At 63.6% G+C, this 22604-nt stretch carries 16 protein-coding genes; 7 read left to right on the top strand and 9 right to left on the bottom strand.

Annotation, left to right across the window (positions count from 1 at the left end):
• Positions 1 to 49: 49 nt before the first annotated feature.
• The 6 genes from FA85_RS12190 to rpsU form a co-directional block, all read right to left on the bottom strand.
• Entirely contained in the window at positions 50 to 7684 is a 7635-nt protein-coding gene (locus FA85_RS12190; protein ID WP_036116398.1) for a Tc toxin subunit A-related protein, read from the bottom strand.
• 120 nt (positions 7685 to 7804) lie between these two features.
• Positions 7805 to 8419 carry a DedA family protein gene (locus FA85_RS12195; RefSeq protein ID WP_036116396.1) on the bottom strand — a complete coding sequence of 205 codons (615 nt, stop codon included), beginning with the start codon at positions 8417 to 8419 and terminating at the stop codon, positions 7805 to 7807.
• A 91-nt stretch (positions 8420 to 8510) separates the two neighbouring features.
• Positions 8511 to 10253 (bottom strand): DNA primase, encoded by a 1743-nt coding sequence (gene dnaG / locus FA85_RS12200; RefSeq protein ID WP_036116393.1) that lies wholly within the window; start codon positions 10251 to 10253, stop codon positions 8511 to 8513.
• Positions 10254 to 10314: 61 nt separating this feature from the next.
• Positions 10315 to 10488, bottom strand: a complete 174-nt coding sequence (locus FA85_RS21495) for a DUF1328 domain-containing protein (RefSeq protein ID WP_036116391.1) — start codon at positions 10486 to 10488, stop codon at positions 10315 to 10317.
• A 175-nt stretch (positions 10489 to 10663) separates the two neighbouring features.
• Positions 10664 to 11107 (bottom strand): GatB/YqeY domain-containing protein, encoded by a 444-nt coding sequence (locus tag FA85_RS12210; protein WP_036116389.1) that lies wholly within the window; start codon positions 11105 to 11107, stop codon positions 10664 to 10666.
• Positions 11108 to 11242: 135 nt separating this feature from the next.
• On the bottom strand, positions 11243 to 11458 hold the full coding sequence (gene rpsU / locus FA85_RS12215; RefSeq protein ID WP_029213735.1) for a 30S ribosomal protein S21: 216 nt from the start codon (positions 11456 to 11458) through the stop codon (positions 11243 to 11245).
• An 83-nt stretch (positions 11459 to 11541) separates the two neighbouring features.
• Here rpsU and tsaD point away from each other — a divergent pair, with 83 nt between their 5' ends.
• From tsaD to FA85_RS12240, 5 genes are all read left to right on the top strand, one after another.
• Complete coding sequence (tsaD, locus tag FA85_RS12220; RefSeq protein ID WP_036129334.1) at positions 11542 to 12564, top strand: tRNA (adenosine(37)-N6)-threonylcarbamoyltransferase complex transferase subunit TsaD; 1023 nt, start codon at positions 11542 to 11544, stop codon at positions 12562 to 12564.
• A gap of 105 nt (positions 12565 to 12669) precedes the next feature.
• A complete protein-coding gene (gene folB, locus FA85_RS12225; protein ID WP_036116385.1) occupies positions 12670 to 13029 on the top strand; it encodes a dihydroneopterin aldolase in 360 nt (119 codons plus the stop codon).
• A gap of 26 nt (positions 13030 to 13055) precedes the next feature.
• Entirely contained in the window at positions 13056 to 14309 is a 1254-nt protein-coding gene (locus tag FA85_RS12230) for a mechanosensitive ion channel family protein (protein ID WP_156108808.1), read from the top strand.
• 1 nt (position 14310) lies between these two features.
• Positions 14311 to 14811 carry a 2-amino-4-hydroxy-6-hydroxymethyldihydropteridine diphosphokinase gene (gene folK, locus FA85_RS12235; protein ID WP_036116383.1) on the top strand — a complete coding sequence of 167 codons (501 nt, stop codon included), beginning with the start codon at positions 14311 to 14313 and terminating at the stop codon, positions 14809 to 14811.
• A gap of 103 nt (positions 14812 to 14914) precedes the next feature.
• Positions 14915 to 15769, top strand: a complete 855-nt coding sequence (locus FA85_RS12240) for a DUF6159 family protein (RefSeq protein WP_036116382.1) — start codon at positions 14915 to 14917, stop codon at positions 15767 to 15769.
• A 133-nt stretch (positions 15770 to 15902) separates the two neighbouring features.
• Here FA85_RS12240 and FA85_RS12245 read toward each other — a convergent pair whose 3' ends face one another.
• Positions 15903 to 16640, bottom strand: coding sequence for a pteridine reductase (locus tag FA85_RS12245; protein WP_036116380.1), 738 nt, complete (start codon positions 16638 to 16640; stop codon positions 15903 to 15905).
• A gap of 52 nt (positions 16641 to 16692) precedes the next feature.
• Entirely contained in the window at positions 16693 to 17703 is a 1011-nt protein-coding gene (locus tag FA85_RS22400) for a hypothetical protein (RefSeq protein ID WP_239739903.1), read from the bottom strand.
• A 292-nt stretch (positions 17704 to 17995) separates the two neighbouring features.
• Here FA85_RS22400 and FA85_RS12255 point away from each other — a divergent pair, with 292 nt between their 5' ends.
• Together FA85_RS12255 and FA85_RS12260 are read left to right on the top strand one after the other, a co-directional pair.
• The gene (locus FA85_RS12255) at positions 17996 to 20107 is read left to right on the top strand and encodes a TonB-dependent receptor (RefSeq protein ID WP_036116378.1); all 2112 of its coding nucleotides are present in this window, start codon (positions 17996 to 17998) and stop codon (positions 20105 to 20107) included.
• A gap of 80 nt (positions 20108 to 20187) precedes the next feature.
• Positions 20188 to 21381 carry a class I SAM-dependent methyltransferase gene (locus FA85_RS12260; RefSeq protein WP_036116377.1) on the top strand — a complete coding sequence of 398 codons (1194 nt, stop codon included), beginning with the start codon at positions 20188 to 20190 and terminating at the stop codon, positions 21379 to 21381.
• On the opposite strand, the gene FA85_RS12265 is transcribed toward FA85_RS12260, so the two are convergent.
• Positions 21378 to 22601, bottom strand: a complete 1224-nt coding sequence (locus FA85_RS12265) for a multifunctional CCA addition/repair protein (RefSeq protein ID WP_036116375.1) — start codon at positions 22599 to 22601, stop codon at positions 21378 to 21380. The two genes, FA85_RS12260 and FA85_RS12265, sit on opposite strands and share 4 nt — an antisense overlap.
• Positions 22602 to 22604: the final 3 nt, after the last annotated feature.

Raw genomic sequence — 22604 nt, forward strand, 5'->3', positions numbered from 1 at the left:
GTATCCACGCCCTGACGTGGTACCGCCAGTGTTCACGATCGGCTTCGGGTCATTCGTCAAAGGGATGATTCGAACGAGCGTGCTCGGTGATTTTCCACGCCGCATCCGAGATGTCCACGACAACGCGGTCGTATACCCCTCCCCTGGTATCGGTCGAAGCTTCGTCCAGTAACGTCCCGTCCTCGCTTACCATGGCCAGGACGATATCGAAGATGGCGTATTGCCCTGTAACGCGCGACGTTAACGAGCCGAGGATGGCCAGCGTCGTATCGTTCGCAATGGCATCCGGCATGGATTTTCGGTAGTAAGCGGCAACACTGGCAGCCTTGGCCTGGGGACCGAACTTCGTGGTGCCAACGATGATCTCGTAGAAGTTCTTAAAGAAAGCCACTGCTATCGCGGGGTCGATCTCGGCTGGATTCTCCTGATATGTCGCCACCGGGCTGGCCAGCGGAGATCGGCCCAGAACCTTGCTGCCGACTGTGTTCGCAAGGGCGCTGGCTGCGGCCGCGAATGCGGCTCCCCCATCACGAGCCGTGTACTTGACGCGGAAAATGACGTCGGTGAGTCGCGAGGCGCCTTTGCCCAGCACCGTCTCCCACCCGGTCCTGATGCCGGGCAGCTCCAGTCGCCATGTTGAGATGGCGCCCGTGCCTTCGAAGGGCAGTAGCCGGCAATCGTCAAAAAGCAGCGAGGCCAGCACGCTCTCACCTTCCGCCGTCAGCGCGTCGGCGGTCCGTGTCGACACCGCGGTCTGCTGATTGGCCCGCACAGAGGTGCGTAGCGCCTCGTGTGTGCCGGTCTCGGGTTTGTAGAGGCGTTCGAGTGCTTTCGTGTCCGCCTCAGTAAGGATGGTGCTGCTGATCTGTGTGAGTAAAGCGGGTACGTGGCACGTGGGATCGACGGCCTCCACGCCGTTCAGGACAAGCGTGACCGAAACATGCTGGATCTGGCGCAGGTAATGTCCCGGATAATCCTGATCAAACAACAGCGACGGCAGCGAGAACACGAAGCCCCTGCCGGACAGCCCATGGCGCAGCGCCGTGACGTCATCGCCACCCTTCAGCCCCGCAAGCGATATGTCTCGCTCCACCAGTATCCGCCGCTCGTTTTTGCGAAGGTAAGCGGAGTCGATCATCAACAGATCGCGTTGAAACGATTCGCCGGCCAGCATGCCTTTCCACTTGTCGGACCACGCTGCGGAACTGACAAACTCGCTGGCGAAATCGCCTGTGTCGCGTTGGTAAGCAGCCTCCGCATCCAGGCACAGTGCGAAGACCGCGTCATATGCCATCGAATAAATCGATGTCAGTTGGGAAATCATCCAGTGATAGGTCGGCCCGATGGCGAAGCCAGTCGTCATGAATACGTATTCGTCATCCATGAGGCGCAGCTTGGTCTGGGCTTCGTCCAGCGCAAGACCCGCCGCCGCCACCGCAAGGTCCTGCACCGCTATCTCGCTGTCGCAGACCGACAACTCGGCCTTGGCGGTCGCAATCTCAAATTTCCATTCCGCCGTGCGGCGAGCGAACTCGGCCTCTTTGAAAGCCGCCTGAGCCGCCACGTCCATCATGTCGGCCGCGTATTTCACGGCCTGGCTCACTGCACCGGCGATGGCTCCTGGTTTAGCACCCCCTGAGGCCACCCCGAAGATGGTCGGATAGACTTCGCTCCCTTTCTCGACGCTGCCGAACACCCCAGCCTGGGTGCGCAAGAAACCGGCCGTCGTGCCGAGCACGAAGCCAGCGGCCTCGGCGTGGTAAAGGCCATTGTCCACCAACCGTTCGAAATGCTTCTTGCGCTCGAGGAGAAGGTCACGACCGCGCTCAAGCTTTAGTCGCTCGGCTCGTGCGGACGTGAGCCCGTTGCTCTGAAGATTGATGGTGAAGCGGTGAAGATCGATAAGGTTCTTCTGCTGCATGACCGCCAGTTCGGCGTCGAACTCCGCCTCATACACGTGGAACAGTTGCTGGCCCATCTCCGTCAACCAAGCCGCCGCCTCCCGGGCCTTGGGCATGATCTCGCCATATCGGTAGCCCGGCGCGGTCAGCGTCCGGGATGGCCTGCCCTGGCTCGATGAGCCCGTGCGCGGATTGAGCAGGTAATTGAGTGAGGTCTCGCCCGCGTACAGGGGAAGTAACCCGGGTTTGCCGTCGAGGGTCAAGCCATGGCGTAGGTTGTCCATGCGACGTACGAGATTCCGGTGAGCCTGCGTGATCCGCCGGTCTGGCGAGGCATGCAGGGCTTCCATCGACAGCGACTTCAGTTCGGTTACCTGCCACCGCTCCGGGGCTAACGGTTCCGGTAGCCGACCGATAAGACGCAATGCCTTCTCGTAGCACAGCCACGCCTCCACCAGTGCGTCGCGCGTCATTTGCCGGTAGAAACTGTCGCCTTCGGCGAGCCATAGCTCGACGAGGAAAAGGAACGTCGCGCGGCGATAGTGGTCGAAGTTAAAGTCGGCCAATGCATCCGGATCCTGCACATAGGTCTGGCTGGCGAGCGCACCGCCCTTGAGGGTGAGCGGCACGGCATTCCAGTACCTCGACATACCATTACCGCCATCAGGCAAACCGCGCTGCGGATCGAACAGGTGCCTCGTACACCATTCCTCAGCAAGGCGGAATTGCCTTGTTTCGCGAAGACGCCATGCGACCAGCCATGGGACGTGGAAGAAGAGCTCCCAGAAATACACGCCGTTGCAACCACCGAAGTCGATGGGCGACGGCGAGGCATCGCTGGTCGCGCCAGGCTCTTCCATTGTTTGCGTGCGCCAGGCGAGCACGCGCTGAACGGAGTGTGTGGCCAAGGCAACGAGGCGCTTGCCGAAAAGGGTGCTGAGGGGAATCGCTGTCGGTGGCAGCGTGCTCCCTCCTTGCGCCTTACGATTCGCCTCAGTGAAGTCCAGGCTATGTATGCGCGACGCATTGCAGCGCATGACGACCGACGGCACACCATCGTCGGGTTGAAGCTCGTCCGCCAGCAGGTCGACAATCGCCAGGCGCGCAGTTCGCGTGGCATATGGTTCCGACTTGGGCTTCAGGCGGCTGAGCGTCACCGTGATTTCGAATGGATCGTTGAGCTTGCTTCGCTCCACGAATAGTTCACTCGTCAAAGCGGCGGGACCATCACCAGCCTTGCATACGAATTGTGCAAGTTCCGCACCCTTACTATCGGTAACGCGAACGAGCGTGTCAGCCAAAGCAATCCCGGAGGTTGGAAAGTTCCACTCCCACCGCCCCATCGAATACCGGAAGTCCCGGTTATAGACACTTACCGAGCCCAGCAAGCTTTTTGCTTCCTGGTAAGAATAGTAACCAAAGTTACCGGACCACTTTGCGAAGGAAAGTGAGCGGCTCGATCCGTCCGAGAAAGTCAACTCGGCCATTTTTCCGGGTGCTCTGCTATATCTTCGCAGCTGGAGGTAGCCAGGCTTCGACGGTGAGAGCCAGAGGTTCGTATCGTAGCTGTCGGTAGACGGCATATCGCTAGGTAAAGACGGTAACGCCATGTTCCCTTCTATCCCGTACAAGACACGTATCCGATCCCCGTTCGCCGCGGAATCTAATTTGATAAAAGGAATGTGAAGAGGTTCTGAGACAGGAGCTTTGAAATATCTGTCACGCAGAGCCTCTTTATCCTTTTCATCCGCGCTCGCAATCGCTTCGGCTTCTGCCTTCCATTCATCTTTAAGTTTGGTCAACGTCCGATTCAACTTTTCATCCGCAATGACGTTCTGGCTTTCGCCAGCTAACTCGTCGCGTATGATGGTGGCAGCTCCCACATATCGATGCTGAATGACCCTGGGGTCGTCGAACATCCTGCTCCACCGGTCGACGAGCTTTGCCTCGCGTGGGCGTCCGACCGGGTCGTCTGTATCGATCTCCCGCGTTTCGACGAGAAGAAGATCCTTTGCGGCGATGTAGTAATCGCTGTTGCGCGCGTAGGTGGCCTTTTTCTTCTTCCAGGACACGTCGGTATCGCGTGTGACCAGTAGAGCGACCAGCCAGGGATCGTCCGTACGTGGGCCGCTTTCGTCCACCATCACGACAATGCGGGGTTGGTAACTCAGCGTTTTCATCAGGGTCTTGTCAGGTTGGCCACCGCACCGTTCAGGCCGACCCGCCGGATCGGTGCCGTCGAGCCGAATAAGCTCGTTGGCCGTGCTCCATTGACCATCGGTCTGCAGGTAGGCGTAACACAGCCGGAAGACATAGACGTCGCTTGTCTTGTTGTCGAAGTTCGCGGCGGTGCCGTCACGCTCCAGCCACACGACGTATCGGCGCCCTGCAATGACGACCGGGCGAACCGCATCGATCGAGGTTCGCGGGTCGTTGCCGAAGTTGGCGCTCGTTTCCTTGTTGAGAGGTGTCTGCACGATGACGCCCGTGGCGGGCAGCGTGATCTTCTGCCATTCTCCCCAGGCCAGCATGCTGGGTGCCCCGCGGGTGTCCCGTATCGACATGTCCAGTGTGCGCCAGTAATACTCCGCCGGCTCCACGTTTGAGCGGCCGATGAAGTGAAACGTGTCGTTCTGAGGATCCACCCCGTCGTGATACGCGGATAGCGGCTGGATATTGCTGACGCGCTCGAAGCCGGCCAGGTAAGTCAGCATAGCGGTCTGAATCTCGTCGGCAGCGAACTTACCCTGCCCCACGAGTTTCTCAAAAGCCTCGAACAGGCTTGATTTGCTGCTCCGGCGGGATGGATCGAGAAAGCCCGATGGCTGGCGCTTCATCGTGTTGTAGGTCTGCCACGAGCCGAACTGGCTGCGCCAGGCGCGCCACGCCTTGCGTTCGCTGACGAAGTGTTCCTGCCATGCATAGCCATCCTCCAGGCGCGCATACACGCGATGGATGTACTGCTGCAGGCTGGCGATGGCGGCGGCGACACGCGTCGTACGAGGCTCGCTTCCCACTTCGACGTCGATGAGCAAGTAGGCGGACAGGTCGACACGGCGCACCATCTCCGGCAGTGGTACGGGCTGCGAGCTTCCGAATTGCAAAAGCCACGTGCAGAGTGCGTCGCGCCAGGCTTCCGCGAGCGTGCCATCCAGCACGGTACGCTGGGAGGCGTCCAGGGTGGTACTCAGGCCCGCAGCCACGCGCTCGACCTGCGGCGCGTCCGGCGTCCCTTTCATGTCATTGAGATCCTTCAGCGTAGCAACTGAAATTCCCAGCTCTTGCTGCAAGGCCAGCAAACGCATGACATAGTCGATGTCCGCCACGTCTCCCGCGATGCCGGCAACGGCCTTTTTTCCGATGCTCCTGGAGAGCTCGCGGACCTCCGTGGGGGTGGTGCCAAGCAGTCTGGCCAGGTTCGCTGCCGCTTCGTCAATGGCAGGCGGCTCCTTTTCATGGGTGCGTTTCAGGTACGCCAATGCATCTGGCTCGTCGAAGCCAGTTGCAAGCGTTCCCACCCAGTCGCGGTAGCGGCTTAAACGATAGAGCATGTCAAGCCTGATCGAATGTGTCGGCTTGCCGTCAGAGCTCCGCAGGTTGAACCATTCCGGATGAGCGACGAGGCCATCGAGACAAGTGCCGCTGAGACCGAACATGCGGACCACCGAAGCGATACGGTGAACCCGATGCCAGCGCTGCGTCATGTCGCTGGAGAATGTGCTTGCGTCCGCGTCACCATCGACGCGGTTGTTCAGAGCCATCATGGCGTCGCCGAGCAACTGGTAACCGCTGACGCCGGCCCAGGTCAGGACGGCCGGGGCCTGGGCGACGTCAAGTGCGAATGCCGTGCGCAGCAATTGACTCGCGACCTCGTTCTGAGACGCGGCGGTATCGGCGATCGCATTGCCGAGTTTTGACACGTAGTCCTCGACGGGCGATACGGTGTCAGGCTTTTTCAGCTTCGTCAGAAGCCCGGACAGCTTGATACGCAGGGCTGGACTCTGCATGGCCTGTGCGGCGGGAAGGATCAGTCCGTTGTTGTCGACGAACTCGTTCAGGACCTCGCTCCACGCTTTTACACCGAGGTCGTAGTCGACCTCGGTGTCTCGCATGAGCTTCTTGATCGTCAGCGTATCCAGCCGACTGGTCGACAGCGATTGGGCAGCATCGGCAAGAGCCGCCAACCAGGCGTTTGTGGCGGTGGTCGGCGCCGTGTCGTCACAGAGCGGCTTGAGCTTAATAAACGAAAGATGGTGCTGCCGGGCCCAGTCGGTCGCGTTCCAGAGGGCCGGTATGACATCGAGGATGTCGAAAGCATCCAGCGAGCTGGTTATAGACGGGTTACCCGCGATCTGGGCGTTGTAACCGTTGGTCTGCTGCTCGAGCAGGTCCAACATGGCGAGCCCTTCTTCGATGCTAAGGCCGAGCAGACGCGGTAGCGAGGTCAGGCGGTAGCAGGCGGAGATCACTGGCAGCGTGCACGCCCTTGTTTTCTGCACCGCTTCGACACGTTGCAACAGTTGTTCCAGCAACGTGGTATCGATGCGCAGTGCGGTGGCGAACGCGGCGGTGTCGTCTGCCGTGAACGGCTTGTTGGTTACCTTGATCAGGCTGTCGAGCAGCGCAGGCGTACGACCGATCGCATAGACGGGGAGGTTCCCGATAAGCGCGGCGAAGCCGTCCGGAGTGATCTCTGTGCTGGCTTTCAGGTGGCCGTAGAGGCCTAGTGCGCGTAGCGTCTGCTCGGTCGGTAAGGTATCCGCCGCTGCCTTCTCTGCAGCGAGCGCGCTGCGAAGCAGCAGGTCGGCTTCGGCGTACGAAACGTCGAGGCGCGTGCGGACTTGCAGCAGGCGCTGCATGCGATCCATGTGCTTGGCTGTTAGTCCGGCGATTTCCGTATCCATGGCGTCGGCGGATCCGGCACGCTGTTTTATCCACAGCGGGCCGGCGCCTGCATTGATAAACGCAGCGCCATACGCTTTGCTGGACGGCTTGCCCGTGCCGTCGGGAGCGTATCGGGCGAGGGACACAGCGGTGGCTGCATCGGCTTCCTTGGCAACGCCGTCGACGGCCAGAAGATGGCGTAAATCGCGACGTTTCAGTCCCGTGGCTTCCATGAGCGTCTGCACCGCGCTCAGTTCGCCAAGGGTGGCGCCAGCTTTTTTGCTGAACAACGCTGCCGCGGACGCATCCGTCGTCACGGCTGGCCCGATCAACATCTTGCGCACGGCGGGAGAGAAGCCGCAGCCCATCGTCACTGCGTCGCGCAAGCCTTTACTGGGTTTCTCCGTGGCGACGAATGCCGGGAATTCCGGGTCCGAATGGCGCACTGCCCGCCATAGCGGGATGCCGCGCAGGTGCAGGATGCTGAGTACGCGATTCCATGGCGCGTCATAGGGGAGCCCGATGGGTGTCGTGGCGCTGACCATGCGCTCCTGGACGCTCGCGGAGCTGCCGGTGCACAGGACAATGCGCTTCTCCAGCAGCTCGTTAACGAGATCGAGCGTGGAATATTCCCGACGGAGCGCCGCGCTATCGAGAGCGAGGTCGGGGAGGTCTGGTCGTCGCATCGCGAGCAGGCAGGCTTTTTCGGGGGCGGCGCCCTCTTCGAGCCGGCTGCTCAACGTGAACAAGTCGCTGAGATAAGCCACCGGGCCCGTCTCGTCGTCGACGGCTCCTGCCACCGTCAGCAGATTCGCATCCTCGGCGAAGAGTGCGCTGTACGTAGCCGCGTCGATGGTGGCGGCGGATGGAGCATTCGTGACGTCGCTGTCGCTGCTCATCAGGGATCCTTCCCTTGGTTAAGGCGACGGAACGTCGCGTATCAGGACGCTAGCAGTTGGATTCAGGCAGTGATATAGACCGTTCGTTGTAGGTGACCCGCCGCGATTCATTACGGAGGCTTAGCGCTCGTCCGCAGATTTGTGCTTTCGCCACCAGATGACGCCCAGCCCGATCACTGCCGCGGCGATGGCCAGATAAATCCCCGTCTGCCCGCGATGGATCCACATTGACAGCCATTCGTGGTTATGCGCGCCGAAGTAACCCAGATACACCCAGATCGGCACGCTGATGGCGGCGGCAAGTCCATCGAGCAGCAGGAAGCGGAAGAAGCCCACGCGATGAGTGGCACCGGCGGTGATGAACACCGCGGTACGCATACCCGGCAGGAAGCGGGCCACGAACATCATGCGGTTGCCGTACTTCTCGAACTTCTCCTGCACTTTCGCATAGCGCTCGGGGGTGAGCAGGCGGGCAACGACACGCCAGCTCATGATCCGCCCGCCGAAATGCCGGCCCAGCAGGAACATCGTGGAGTCGCCGAACAGCACGCCCGCCATGCCGACGCCCACCATGGTGTGGACGTCGCCATAGCCGAGCCCGGTAATGATGCCTCCGGCCACGAGGGTGATGTCCTCGGGCAGCGGGATACCCGCGCCACAAAGCATCAGCGCGAAGAAAACGGCGGCGTAGCCGTTCCTTCCGAAAAAATCGACGAGGTCGTTGAGTAGATCCATCAGTGGCGCGTAAAGCCGGCTGGGGCCGGTCCCTTCGAGGAACGAGGCGGGGATGATCCCATGGATCGTGTTATGAGAGCGGTGCGCCGCATCATTCGCCCGCCGTGCGGGCCGGCGCGGCGCGGGCCGCCAGGAGAACGCGCAGTTCCGCCTTCTCGGTGTCGTCCAGCACGCCTTCGCGAACCCGGGAGATCAGGTACTCGCGGCGTTGTGTCGTCGCCTGGCGCTCCATCTGAATCAGCGCGTCGTGGAACTCCACGCGCTGCATCTCCGGCTCGCCGATGACCTCGGCCGACATCAGCTTCTGCAGCGAGGCGTACTCCGGACGCTCCATGAAGTACTCGACCAGCACGGCCGGGCGGATGCCGGGACGCGCGCGGGCCACATCGAGCAGCTCGGCCAGCAGCGCGACGCCAGGCCGGTCGAGGCGGAGAAAGGGGTAGGGTGGCTCCACTTCGGCCGCCAGATCGGGCTGGGCGAGCAGCAGGGTGATCGCGCTGCGTACCAGGCTGCGCTGGACGTTGGTGGGGCGGTTGGCGTCCTGGCGCGGGGCCGGCGGCTCAGGCTCCAGTACGGCACGGGCGCCGGTGCGGCGCTCCAGCTCCTGGCCCATGAGATCGCGGAAGGCGCCATCGGGCAGCTTCGCGATCAGCGGACGGGCCCGCTCGGCCAGGCGGGCGCGGCCGTCGAGGCGGGTCACGTCCACGTCCCGGGCCAGTTCCTCGAAGAAGTACTCCGACATCGGCATGGAGTCCTTCATGCGCTTCTCGAAGCCCTCCTTGCCTTCCTTGCGGACCAGGGTGTCCGGGTCCTCCCCGTCGGGCAGGAACAGGAAGTGGGCCTGGCGGCCGTCGCGCATGCGCGGCAGCACCGATTCGAGCGCTCGCCACGCGGCGGCCTTACCGGCACGGTCACCGTCGAAGCAGAAATAGACGTCGGGGGCGGCACGGAAGAGGACTTCCGCGTGGTCCGGCGTGGTCGCGGTGCCCAGCGTGGCCACGGCGATGGGCAGCCCGGCCTGATGCAGGGCGATGACGTCCATGTAGCCCTCGACCACCATGATCCGGGTGACCTGCTGGTGCGCCTGCTTCACCTGCCACAGCGCGAACAGTTCCTTGCCCTTGTGAAACAGGGCGGTCTCCGGCGAATTGAGGTACTTGGGGCTCTGCTCGGACGACAGCACGCGGCCGCCGAAGGCGATGACCCGGCCGCGGCGATCCAGAATGGGGAACATGACCCGTTCGCGGAACCGGTCGTATCTGTTGCCGCGCTCGTTGCTGGCGACCATGCCTGCTTCGTTGAGCAGCTGGCGCCGACGGTCATTGGTGCCCAGCGCCTTCATCACGCCGTCGAAGCCGGCGGGGGCCCAGCCGATGCGAAAGCGTTTGACGATCTCCTCGTCCAGCCCACGGCCGTCGACGTAGGCCTTCGCCTCGGGGCTGCTGCCCAGCTCGCGCTGGTAGAAGCTGGCCGCTTCGTCGAGGAGGGTGTAGAGGTCGCTGCGGTCTTCCCGTGGCTTATCGTCGCGGCCGCCCTCGTAGGGCACTTTCAGGCCGGCGGACTGGGCGAGTTCCTCGATCGCGTCGGGAAACTCGAGCCGGTCGTAGTCCATGATGAACTTGATCGCGCTGCCGTGGGCGCCGCAGCCGAAGCAATGGAAAAACTGCTTCTGCGGGCTGACGTAGAACGACGGTGAGCGCTCGTTGTGAAACGGGCAGCACGCCGTCCATTCGCGCCCCGCCTTCTTCAGCGGGACGCGCCGCTCGATCACGTCGACTATGTCGACGCGGGTCAGCAGTTCATCGATAAAGCTGTCGGGAATACGGCCACGCATCAGTCGCCTAGGATGCCACGCATCCGCTTCCGTATGGAGTCCGCATTCCCTTATCGGGCGATCAGAACGCCAGGTGGAAGACGCCGATGACTGCCAGGATCGCGATCACGAACAGGATCAGGAAGATGGCGAAGCAGACCTTGGCGATCGTGCCGGCGATGCCCGAAATCCGGCTGAAGCCGAGGGCGCCGGTGACCAGGGCGATGAGGCCGAAAATAATGGCGTACTTGAGCATGGGATCTCTCCGTCGAGCGCCGGAGGAACGTCCTGCCAGCCGCGGTGCGGAGCATGCTCACAAATGTGTAGGCTCGCCGTGAAACGGCGAGGCCTGTAGGAGCGCGCCCTGCGCGCGAAGCCAACTTTGCGTCGGGCTCGGGTCGCGCGCGGGGCGCGCTCCTACAAGTACTGGGTCAGGCGAGTCTGGCCTTAACCTTACCGGCCACCGCGCCCATATCGGCACGCCCGGCGGCCTTTTCCTTCACCAGCGCCACGACCTTGCCCATATCCCGGGCGGTCGTCGCACCCGTCTCGGCGATCGCCGCGGTGATCACGTCGTCCAGCTCGGCGTCGCTGAGCTTGGCAGGGAGGTAGGTCTCGATGACGCTCATCTCATAGCGCTCGATGGTCGACAGGTCCGTACGACCCGCCTTGTCGAACTGCTCGATCGAGTCGCGGCGCTGCTTCTGCATCTTTTCGAGGACGGCCAGGACCTGGTTATCGTCCAGCTCGATCCGCTCATCGACTTCGCGTCGCTTGATCTCGGACTGCATCAGGCGGATAACTGCCAGACGGTCTTTCTCGCCGCCCTTCATGGCGGCCTTCATGTCTTCGGTGATCTTGGCTTTCAGACTCATGGCATTTCTCCGGGACGACGAAAAGCCGGCTCCGCCTTTCGGCGAAGCCGGCTCGGTTTTCCGCCTGATTGCGGCGGCAGCGGGCGAACGCGCCAGCCGCGGATCCAACACCCGACCGTGAGGCCGGGGAGGCAATCAGTACATGCGGGTCCGGCGCGTCGTGTCGCGAGACAGACGGCGGAGGTGACGCTTCACGGCAGCAGCGCGCTTACGCTTACGCTCCTGGGTGGGCTTTTCGTAAAATTCGCGCTTGCGCGTTTCGGCCAGGACGCCAGCCTTCTCGCACGTACGCTTGAAGCGGCGAAGGGCAAGCTCAAACGGCTCGTTCTCGCGGACTTTAACGCTCGGCATGGAAACTCCACTTGTTTAAACTGACCCGTCTACCCGGGTGAGCCGTGGATTATAACGTGATCGATTCGAAAAATTCAAAGCCCGTGTTAGGTGTGGAAACGTCCTGTGACGAAACGGGCGTCGCCCTTCTGCGCTGGGACCCGGAGAAGCCGGGCCGTGGCCTGCTTTCCCATGCCTTGTTCAGCCAGATCGCCCTGCACGCCGAGTACGGCGGCGTGGTGCCCGAGCTGGCCAGTCGCGACCATGTCCGTAAGCTACTTCCCCTTGTGCGAGAAGCACTTAAGGACGCGGGTCTGACACCATCGGATCTCGGTGGCGTGGCCTACACGGCGGGCCCCGGCCTTGTGGGTGCCCTGCTGGTGGGGGCGTCGGCGGCCCGCGCCATGGCCTGGGCGCTCGGCGTGCCGGCCATCGGTGTTCACCATATGGAAGGTCACCTGCTGGCGCCTTTGCTGGAGGATGACCCGCCGGAACCGCCCTTTGTGGCGCTCCTGGTCTCCGGCGGCCACTCGATGCTGGTCGAGGTGAAGGCCATCGGCGAGTACCGGATTCTTGGCGACACGCTGGATGACGCGGCGGGTGAGGCCTTCGACAAGACCGCCAAGATGATGGGTCTGCCGTACCCCGGCGGTCCCGCGCTGGCCAGGCTGGCGGAGCAGGGCACGCCGGGGAGTTTCCGCTTCTCCCGGCCGATGACCGACCGCCCGGGGCTCGATTTCAGTTTCTCCGGCCTGAAGACCCAGGTCCTGCTGGCCTGGCAGGCCTCGGACAAGACGGATCAGACCCGTGCCGATATCGCGCGGGCCTTTGAAGAAGCCATCGTCGACACCCTTGCGATCAAGTGCCGCCGGGCGCTCGAGGCCAGCGGTGCCAGACGGCTGGTAATCGCGGGTGGCGTCGGTGCCAACAAGCGTCTGCGGGAGCAGCTGGCCGAAGCGGGTGCGAAAGACGGTTTCCGGGTGTATTTCCCACGGCTGGCGTTCTGCACCGACAACGGCGCGATGATCGCGCTGGCAGGAGCGATTCGCCTCGCGGCGGGTCAGCAGCAGGACCGCACGATTCAGGTGCACCCGCGGTGGAGTCTCGAAACCCTTCCGGCCGCCTGACGTCCCTGTAGGAGCGCGCCCCGCGCGCGATCAACCGGGGCGTATGTTGCACAAAACGCCCCGGTCGCCGACCCTGTACGCCCCTTCGCACCACCAGAACCCCTCATGGATATCGTCTTCATCGAAGACCTGCGCATCGACGCGGTCATCGGCATCTACGACTGGGAGCGCCGGATCCGGCAGACGCTGTCGTTCGACCTCGAAATGGCTTTCGACAACCGCAAGCCGGCCGCCAGTGACGACATCAACGAGACGCTGAACTACAAGTCGATTTCCAAACGCCTGCAGACGTATGTGGAGTCGTCCAGCTTCGGCCTGGTCGAGACACTGGCCGAGCGCTGCGCCGAGATCGTCCGTGAGGAGTTCGGCGTGTCGTGGGTTCGCCTGAAGCTGTCCAAGCCCGGTGCCGTACGCGGGGCGAAGGCCGTGGGTGTCCGCATCGAGCGTGGCACCCGACCGGAATGATCCACTTCGAGAAAACATTGACCGTCATGGAAGACTTTGTCGCGTCCCCCGAGCTGAAGCGGGTGGCTTTCGTCGCAGGCCTGTTCGTCGTGGCCTGGCTGGTTGGTCTGCTTGGCCGCGTGTTCCTGCATCGCGTCGTACGTGTCGCCACCCGTCATACCGCCTGGCGCTGGGACGACGCGCTCTATGAGTACGGCGCGTTCCGCTGGCTGGCGCGCATGCTGCCGGCCATCGTCGTCTATTACGGCATCGGGATGTTCCTCTCGATCGCCGACGACGATATGGGTGCCTTCATCCGCAACCTCGCGGTCTGCTGGATGATCGTCTGCGTCATCGCGTCGCTGGGTCGCGCACTGATCGCATTCGAATCGCTGTACAGCGCTACGCCGGCGGGTAAGCGTTCGATCAAGGGCGTGGTGCAGCTGCTTCAGCTGGCGCTGTGGATCGTCGCCCTCGTTTTGGTGATCACCAAACTCACCCATCAGAGCATCGGCCTGCTGCTGTCCGGCATCGGCGCAATGTCGGCGGTGTTGCTGCTGGTATTCAAGGATACGATTCTCGGCTTCGTCGCCGGAATCCAGCTAAGCACCAACGACATGCTGCGCGTCGGCGACTGGATCACGATGACGTCCGCCGGTGTCGACGGCGACGTTATCGACATCACGCTGCATACGGTCAAGGTACGCAACTTCGATCGCACTATCGTGACGGTGCCGACCTGGCGGCTGATCGCCGAGTCGTTTCAGAACTGGCGCGGCATGCAGGATTCCGGTGGCCGGCGGATCAAGCGCGAGCTGTTCATCGATGCGGCGGGCGTGCGGTTTCTCGAGGACGAGGAGCTCGAGCGTTTCGGCAGGATGCATCTGCTGACCGCCTATCTCGAGCGCAAGCGCGAAGACATCCGTCGCTGGAACGAAGCGCTGGGTGACGCCGGCAAGCTGCCGGTCAATCGCCGTCGCCAGACCAACATCGGTGCGTTCCGTGCTTACGCGGATGCGTACCTCAAGGCACATCCCGATGTGCACGACAAGATGACCCGCATGGTGCGTATGCGCGATCCGGGTGCCCTGGGCATTCCGCTGGAGATTTACGCGTTCACCAATACGGTGGTGTGGCTCGACTACGAGCGCATCCAGGCGGATATCTTCGATCATCTGATTGCGATCCTTCCCGAGTTCGGGCTGCGGCCGTTCCAGCAGCCGTCGGGTGGGGATCTGCGCGAGGGCTTCGCGTCCATGCGCTCGGCCGCCGTGGTGACGCCGGTCGCGGCGGAGGACTGACATGGGCCGCGCGTATCTGAGTCTTGGTTCCAACATCGACGCTGCGCGCTGGCTGGGTGCGGCGGTCGCCGAGTTGCGGGCGCGCTTCGGCGCGCTGAATGTGTCGCAGGTGTATCGCAGTGCGGCTGTCGGTTTCGATGGGCCGGACTTCCTCAACCTCGCGGTGGCGCTGGACAGCGACCTGGGGCCGGAAGCGCTCAATGACTGGCTGCATGCGCTTGAAGATCGGCATGGGCGGGTTCGGGGTGGCGAGCGTTACGCCGACCGGACGCTGGATGTCGATATCGTCCTTTATGACGATCTGGTCCTGAGCGGGAAGGGGCACCTGGAGCTGCCACGGGGCGAGCTTCGGCATGCGTTTGTGCTTAAACCGCTGGCGGATATCGCGCCGGACGTGCGCCACCCTGTGGATGGACGGACGCTGGGCGAACTCTGGGCTGCCTTTCCGGCGGAGAGTGAGCCGCTGGTGGTCGACGAGGCCTGCACGGTCGCCGTTGCCTGAGAAAGCCGTCGGTCTGGACGTCCTGTCCCGTGACAGCCTACGGTGGCGGCTGCCCAGCCAAGGTGATACAACGCGTTCCACCAAGGGGTTCTAAGGAAAGGATATGGGTAAGTTCGCACGCAGCTGGGCGCTGATGAAGTCCAGCGCCACGATCCTCCGCCAGGACAAGGAGCTGATGCTCTTTCCACTCCTGGCCGGTCTCGCCTCGCTTCTGGTCATCGCCACCTTCGCCTGGCCGGTGATCGCCATGGTCGGATCGAATCAGGTCGATCTCGAAGGCCAGCGCCATCACGTTTCGCCGCTCTTTATGCTGGTCAGCTTCGCGTTTTACTTCGTGCAGTATGGCGTGGTGATCTTCTTCAACGTCGCGCTCGCCTCCGCCGCCATGATCCGTCTCAACGGTGGCAACCCGACGCTCGGTGACGGCCTCCGCGCCGCGATGGGCAAGCTGCCGAACATCATCGGATATGCCCTGATCGCCGCCACGGTCGGCATGATCCTGCGTGCGCTGCAGGAACGTCTCGGCTTCGTCGGTCGCATCGTCGCCGGCATCCTCGGCTTCGGCTGGACGGTCGCCACCTTCCTCGTCGTGCCGGTGCTCGCCGCGCAGGACATCGGCCCGGTGGACGCGGTGAAGCGCAGCACCTCGTTGCTGAAGGAAACCTGGGGCGAAAACCTGATCGGCAACGCCGGCATCGGCCTCGCCGGTGGCATCCTCACCTTCTGCCTGATCTTCGCCAGCGCCGTGTTGTTCTTCGGTGCCGTCGCGACGCATTCAGTGGCGTTGATGATCACGGTCGGCGTCGCGGCGGTTGTCAGTCTCGTCGTGCTGAGCCTGTTTCAGGCGGCGATGCACGGCGTGTACTCCGCTGCGTTGTATCGCTTCGCGACGGAAGGCGACCCGGGTCAGGGCTTCGACCGCGCTCTGCTGGAATCGGCGTTTCGTCAGAAGAACTAAGGCACCGCTGTGATGACGAGGAAGGCCCCGACCACGTTCGGGGCCTTCTTCATTTGTAGATGCTGGAAGCCAACCCATGCCGGTGGGAGCGAACCCTGCCGGTACTATCACGTAGCCCTTGCGTTACCGCGAATCAGATGTTGAGTGCGCGGCCGCCGTCGACGCGGATGACCTGGCCGGTGGTGTAGTGCGCGTCCATCAGCAGCCAGCGCACGGCTTCGGCGACGTCGGTGGGCTCGCCTTTGCGGCCGAGCGGTGTTTTGGCGATGAGCGCATCGGCGGCTTCTTCGGGCTTGCCGGACTCGGGCCAGAGAATGGCGCCGGGTGCGACGGCGTTGACGCGGACGTCGGGTGCGAGGTCTTTGGCCAGCGCCTGCGTGAGCATGTTCAGAGCGGCCTTCGCCATCGAGTACACCGCGTGTCCGGCAAGCGGACGTTCGGCGTAAATGTCGACGATGTTGACGATCGATCCGCGCGCTTTACAAAGGGCGGGCGTCGCTGCCTGTGCGAGGAAAAACGGTGCGCGCGCGTTGGCGGCGAACAGGTCGTTCCAGTGGGCTGCCGTGGTGTCGCCGATCGGCGTCGGGTAGAACGCGGACGCGTTGTTGACCAGTCCGTCGAGGCGGCCGAAGCGGTCGGTGACGGTGGCGATGAGTATGTCGGGTGTGGCGTCGTCTTCCAAAGCGCCGGCGAAGATGGCGGCGCTTTCAGGGCGCGCGGCGTTGAGCTCCCGCGACAGAGCTTTGGCTTCGTCTGCCGATTGACGATAGTGAATAGCGACGTCGCAGCCTGACGCGTGCAGGTGACGCACGATGGCGGCGCCGACGCGGCGTGCGCCTCCGGTGACGAGGACGACCGGTTGCTTGTTCACGTGCGACTCCCTGTTCTATCGGTGGGGAGCTTGCCGTAAACGGGCGCTGTCGTCACGTCGCGGGTTTGATTTTGCGGGCAGCTGGTTTCTTTGCGGGCGTGCGGCGGGCGGCGGTTTTCTTTGTCGCTTTCCTGGTGGATGCCTTGGCGACCCTGGTGGGGGTGGCTTTGCGGGCGGCGGATTTTTTGGCGGTGGCGCGTTTGGGGGTGGCCGGTTTTTTTGTTGCTGCCTTGCGGGAGCGCCCTTTGGGCGCATCGCCACCAGCAAGGCTGGCTCCTGCAGAGGCTGCGGCTCGCCTGGCGGTGGGGCCAGGCGGGGTTTCGCCAGCGGAGCTGGCTGCCACTGGGCCGGTGGCGCCCGAGGTGTGTGGCGCTGGCTCGCCTTTCGGCTCGTTGCGCGAGGACTTCTTGCTGCCGCTGCCGTCCGGGGTGTCGTCGCCTTCGATGTGGATTTCGCCGCTGAAGAGTTCCATGGCGGTTTTGGCGACCTGGCCGGTGTCGTAGTAGGCGTAGGCGCCAACGCCTAGTGCACCGACGATGGGCAGCCAGCGTGAGATGCCTTTGCCTACGGCGCGCTTCGAGACGCTGACGCCGATGCGACCGGCGAGACGCTGGAGGACGCTGGTGGCGGCCGTACGGAAGACGAGGCGGTCGCCGACACGGATGGCGATGTCACGGAAGGCCTGCGCGGCAGTGTGGCGGAACAGGCACCAGAGCATCTGTTCCTGGCCGAGCTTCGCCGTTTTGCCATAAGCGGCGGCGATGTCGCTGACCAGCTGGCCCTGGATGCGCCAAATGGCGACGAGTTCGGGGAGAACGGTCAGCCAGCCGAGCGGGCCCGGCGGCAGGGCGAGGGAACCAGCGGTGAGACCCGCCTTGTTCGCTGCCGCGCTGGAGAGGCGGCGGCATTCGTCCTCGACGGTGCCCTTTGCGGCACGGGGGACGTCGCTGTCGGGGATGCGGCTGACGAACTCGAGAATGGCTTTCGCGACGGGGCTTTCGGCGCGATCGGCGACGACGGCGATGATCTCTTTCGAGGTGGAGGTGGCGTCGTTCTTCGCCATGTGTGCTCCCTGGGATTCGATGGAGGTAATGGTGGGGGTGGGAGCGTGAGTCGGTCATGAAGCCTTGAGGCGGGGTGGGTCGCCAGCAGGGCTGGCTCCTACAAGGAGCCGGGTTTGATCGGGGCGGGGCGGCGGGTCGCATGTTGCGGCGCAACGGGCGGGTGTATGCTTTGAGGTAAATCTCAAGCATGAAAGCGGCTCGAAAGGTCCAGACCTCATAGTCGCCTCGCCCAATTCCCCCTTCCTGCGGCCGCAGGTAGTTACGTTATAACATTGCCAAGAAGAGTCCCTGATGACACCCGTTCGCCTTGCACTCTGCATCGCCCTTGCCTTGTCCGCCGCTCCGGCCTTCGCGACCGATGACCCGGCTCCGCCGCAAAAAACCACGAATCTGGGCGAAGTGGATGTCAGCGCGCAGCTCGACGCGGCGCGTAACAGCCTTTCGCCCGACACCGGCAGCAGCCAGTACGTCATGGATCGCCAGACGATCCAGGCGTTGCCGCTGGGTGATTCGACGCCGCTGAACCAGGTCGTCCTCCAGGCGCCGGGCGTGGTGCAGGATTCCTACGGCCAGCTGCATGTGCGTGGCGACCACGCCAACCTGCAGTACCGCATCAACGGCGTGCTGATCCCCGAGAGCATCGGCGGCTTTGGCCAGACGCTGGATGCCCGCATGATCGACAGCGTGAAGCTGCTCACCGGCGCGCTGCCCGCGCAGTACGGCGAGCGCACCGCGGCCATCGTCGACATCACCACCCGCACGGCGAAGGACGGCATCGGTGGCAGTGTCGGTATCACCGGCGGCCAGTTCGGCACGCTCAACCCGAATGCCACGCTGTTCGGCAAGAAGGACGACTGGAGCTTCTTCCTGACCGCCAACTACCTTGAGAACGATGTCGGTATCGAAAACCCGACCTCGAGCCGCAAGGCCATCCACGACCACACCAACCAGGTGAAGGCATTCGGCGACATCTCGTACCTGATCAATAACGACACGCGCCTCAGCTTCATGTTCGGCGCGACCAACAACCGCTTCGAGATCCCGAACAATCCCGGCCAGTCGCCGCAGTTCGGTTATCTCGACGTGACTGACTTCGACTCGGCACAGCTCAACGAGCGTCAGTCGGAGAAGACGCGCTTCGGCATCCTCAGCCTGCAGGGCAAGATGGGCAGCACCGCCTACCAGGTCTCGGCGGGCGAACGTTACAGCGGTCTGAACTTCACGCCGGACGACATCGGCGACCTGATGTTCAACGGGGTCGCATCGGACGTCCACCGCGCCAACCGCGCGACCACGCTGCAGGCGGACTTCTCCACGCCGCTGGGCGACAACCACACGCTGCGTTACGGCGTTTACGGTGAGTTCGAGCGCGCGACGTCGAGCAATAATGCGCTGGTGTTCCCGGCCGATGCCGACGGCAATCAGACGTCGACCACGCCGATGAACATCCTCGACAGCAGCCGCATCCTGGCCCGCACCTATGCCCTGTACCTGCAGGACGAGTGGAGCATCGGCGACAAGTGGACGGTCAACTACGGTGCGCGCGCGGATCGCTACGATGCGTTCAAGCCGGAAAGCCAGCTGAGCCCGCGCCTCGGCGTCGTCTATCAGCCGACCGACAGCACGACGATCCACGCCGGTTACTCGCGTTACTTCACGCCGCCGGCCAGCGAGTCGATCAGCCCGACCTCCATCGCCAAGTTCAACGGCACGACCAACGCGCTGCCGGACAACGGTAACGACACGCCCCTGGCCGAGCGCAGCAGCTATTACGACGTGGGCATCTCGCAGAAGCTGGGTGACCAGTGGACCGTCGGCATCGACAGCTATCTGCGTCACGTTGCGCGCATCCAGGACGAAGGCCAGTTCGGCGCCGCCGTGGTCTACTCGACCTTCAACTACGACCAGGGCAAGGTCAAGGGCGACGAGTTCACCCTGAACTACAATGGCGGCGCACTGACCGCGTACTTCAACTTCGCGTACAACCGTTCCGTCGGCAAGCGCATTATCACGGGTCAGTACAACTTCGATCCGGACGATCTCGCCTACATCCAGGACCACTTCATTCACCTGGATCACGACCAGAAGTACACCTCGTCGGGCGGCGTCAGCTACGCGTTCGCCGACAGCACGCGCATCGGTGCCGACTACCTGTTCGGTTCCGGCCTGCGCCGCGACGGCCTCGTGCCCAACGGCGACACGATGCCGTCGTACTTTCAGCTCAACCTGAGCGTGGCGCACGACTTCAACCTCACCAGCCTCGGTGCTACCCACACGCAGCTGGCTCTGGTCAATGCGCTGGATCGCACGTACGAACTCCGTGACGGTTCCGGCATCGGCGTCGGTGCGCCGCAGTTCGGTCCGCGCCGCGGCGTGTTCCTGTCGCTACAGCAGGACTTCTGAGTCCGGGCGCTTCCCGGGGCTTCGCATCCCCGGGAAGCGCTCCCCTGCAATAGGACCATGCCTTCGTTTATCCTGAAGGCATGAATACCCGGCTTCCCGAACCCAGCGCCGACGAGCGCGCTCATTCCGAGCACCTGACCAGCCTCCTGCGCGAGGAGATCGCGGCCCATGGGCCGATGCCGTTCTCTCGTTTCATGGAACGCTGCCTTTACGCTCCTGGCCTCGGTTATTACAGCGCCGGCAAGACCAAGTTCGGCGCGGACGGCGACTTCGTCACGGCACCGGAACTGGGGACCTTGTTCGCCCGTTGCGTCGTGCGCGCGTTCGAGCCGGTGCTGGCGTCGCTCGGCCCCGACGCGGATTTTCTCGAGATCGGCGGCGGCAGCGGCGCGTTCGCCGAGGCAGCCCTGCTGGCGCTCGAGGCAGCGGGTGTCGTGCCTCGCCGATTCATGATCCTGGAACCCAGCGCCGACCTGCGCGAGCGTCAGCGCGAACGACTGCATGCGAACCTTCCTGCCGGGCTTGCGGCACGTGCCGTATGGCTCGACGGTCCACTCGAGGAGGAGTGGGACGGCGTGATCTTCGCCAACGAAGTGATCGACGCGCTGCCGACGACGCGGTTTACCGCGCGCGACGGAGAAATCTACGAGGAGTACGTGATCCTCGACGGCGATGGCCGCTTCATGCGTAGCGATCGTCCGGCGGATGCGCTTGTCGGCGGCGCCGTCCGTCACGTGGAGCGTGACCTCGGGCGCGAATTCGACGCGGGTTACCGGACGGAAATTCTTCCGCAGCTGCCGTACTGGATGCAGGCGGTGGCGGGCACGTTGCGCCGTGGCGCGATGGTGTTCGCCGACTACGGCTACACCCGCAGTGAGTACTACCTGCCTGAGCGCACCGACGGGACGCTGCGTGCGTTTTATCGGCATCGTGCGCATGGCGACGCGTTCTTTCTTCCGGGACTGCAGGATCTGACGGCATCGGTCGACTTCACGGCGCTTGCGGAGGCGGGAAATAACGCCGGGTTCGGTGTCGCCGCGTATCTCCCTCAGGCGCAGTTTCTGATCGCGGCGGGGATGCAGGAGTTCTTCGAGGACGATTACCTGCGGCTCAGCGATGAGGCGGCGCGCTTTCGTCTGTCGCAGGAAGTGAAGAAGCTGACCCTGCCCGATCAGATGGGGGAGCGGTTTCAGGTGATGATGTTCGCCAAGGGCGTGGATCCGGCGGCGTTGCCGGTTGCGGTGTTGGCGGCGGATCAGGGGGCTCGGCTTTAAGGCTTAAGCACCGACGCGATGGCTGACGCCTGGGCTTTTTTCATGGCCTCGCCGATCGCCGGGCCTTGCAGGCCTTTTTCGACGAAGGGTTGTGAGGTAACGGCCGCGGCGGCCTGGCGACAGGCGCGCAGGAAATCGGCTTGCGGGTAGGGGGCGTCAGTGTTGCCGCCGCGGCCGCGCTTGTCGGCCATGCAGGCAAGGAGGAAGGTCTCGAGACGTTCCGGTCGGCGTAGCGCGCCGAGTGCTTCGAGCAGGCGCAGAATCGTGGTCGGCTTCAGCTCGAGCGCCATGTGTGCGTTGAGGTGGTGTTTGCAGACCATCTCCGCCATGAAGGCGTATTCCGCCGGCACTTTGAGTCGCGCGGAGATCTCGCGCACGGGCTCGATGCCGCGCTGCTCATGCATGATGTGGCGAGGCAGGACGTCCGCCGGTGTCAGCGCCTTGCCGAGGTCGTGGGTAAGGGCGCAGAAGCCGACCAGAGCGTCGCCGGGCGCGAGCGCGGCCGCGGCATCCAGCACCATTTCGATGTGGATGCCCGTGTCGACTTCCGGGTGGTATTCGGGACGTTGCGGTACGCCGTACAGCGCGTCCACTTCCGGGAACAGCACGCGCAACGCGCCGCTATCCCGAAGCACACGCACGAAGACCGACGGCGCCGGTTCGGCGAGTGCCTTGCGGGTCTCGGCCCATACGCGCTCGGGAACGAGATGGTCGATTTCACCGTCGTCGACCATGCGTCGCATCAGCGCCATGGTGTCCTCCGCTACGGTGAAGCCCAGCGGAGCGTAACGTGCGGCGAAGCGCGCAACGCGCAGCAGGCGGACCGGATCTTCGGCGAAGGCATCCGACACATGACGCAACGTGCGTGTCTCGATGTCGCCTACGCCACCGAACGGGTCCACCAGCGTGCCGTCCTCGTGCTGGGCGATGGCGTTGATGGTCAGGTCGCGGCGCTCGAGGTCCTGCTCCACCGTGACGGACGGATCGGCGTGAAACGCGAACCCGTGATATCCGCGACCCGTCTTTCGCTCGGTACGAGCGAGGGCGTATTCCTCTTTCGTTTCTCCGTGCAGGAAAACGGGGAAGTCCTTGCCGACGGCCTTATAGCCGGCGGCGAGCATGGCTTCGGGCGTGGCACCGACGACCACCCAGTCGCGATCCACGACCGGACGGCCCAGCAGCTGATCGCGGACGGCGCCGCCGACGAGGTAGATATCCATAAG

Source organism: Luteibacter mycovicinus, from assembly GCF_000745235.1.
Taxonomy (GTDB): Bacteria; Pseudomonadota; Gammaproteobacteria; order Xanthomonadales; family Rhodanobacteraceae; genus Luteibacter; species Luteibacter mycovicinus.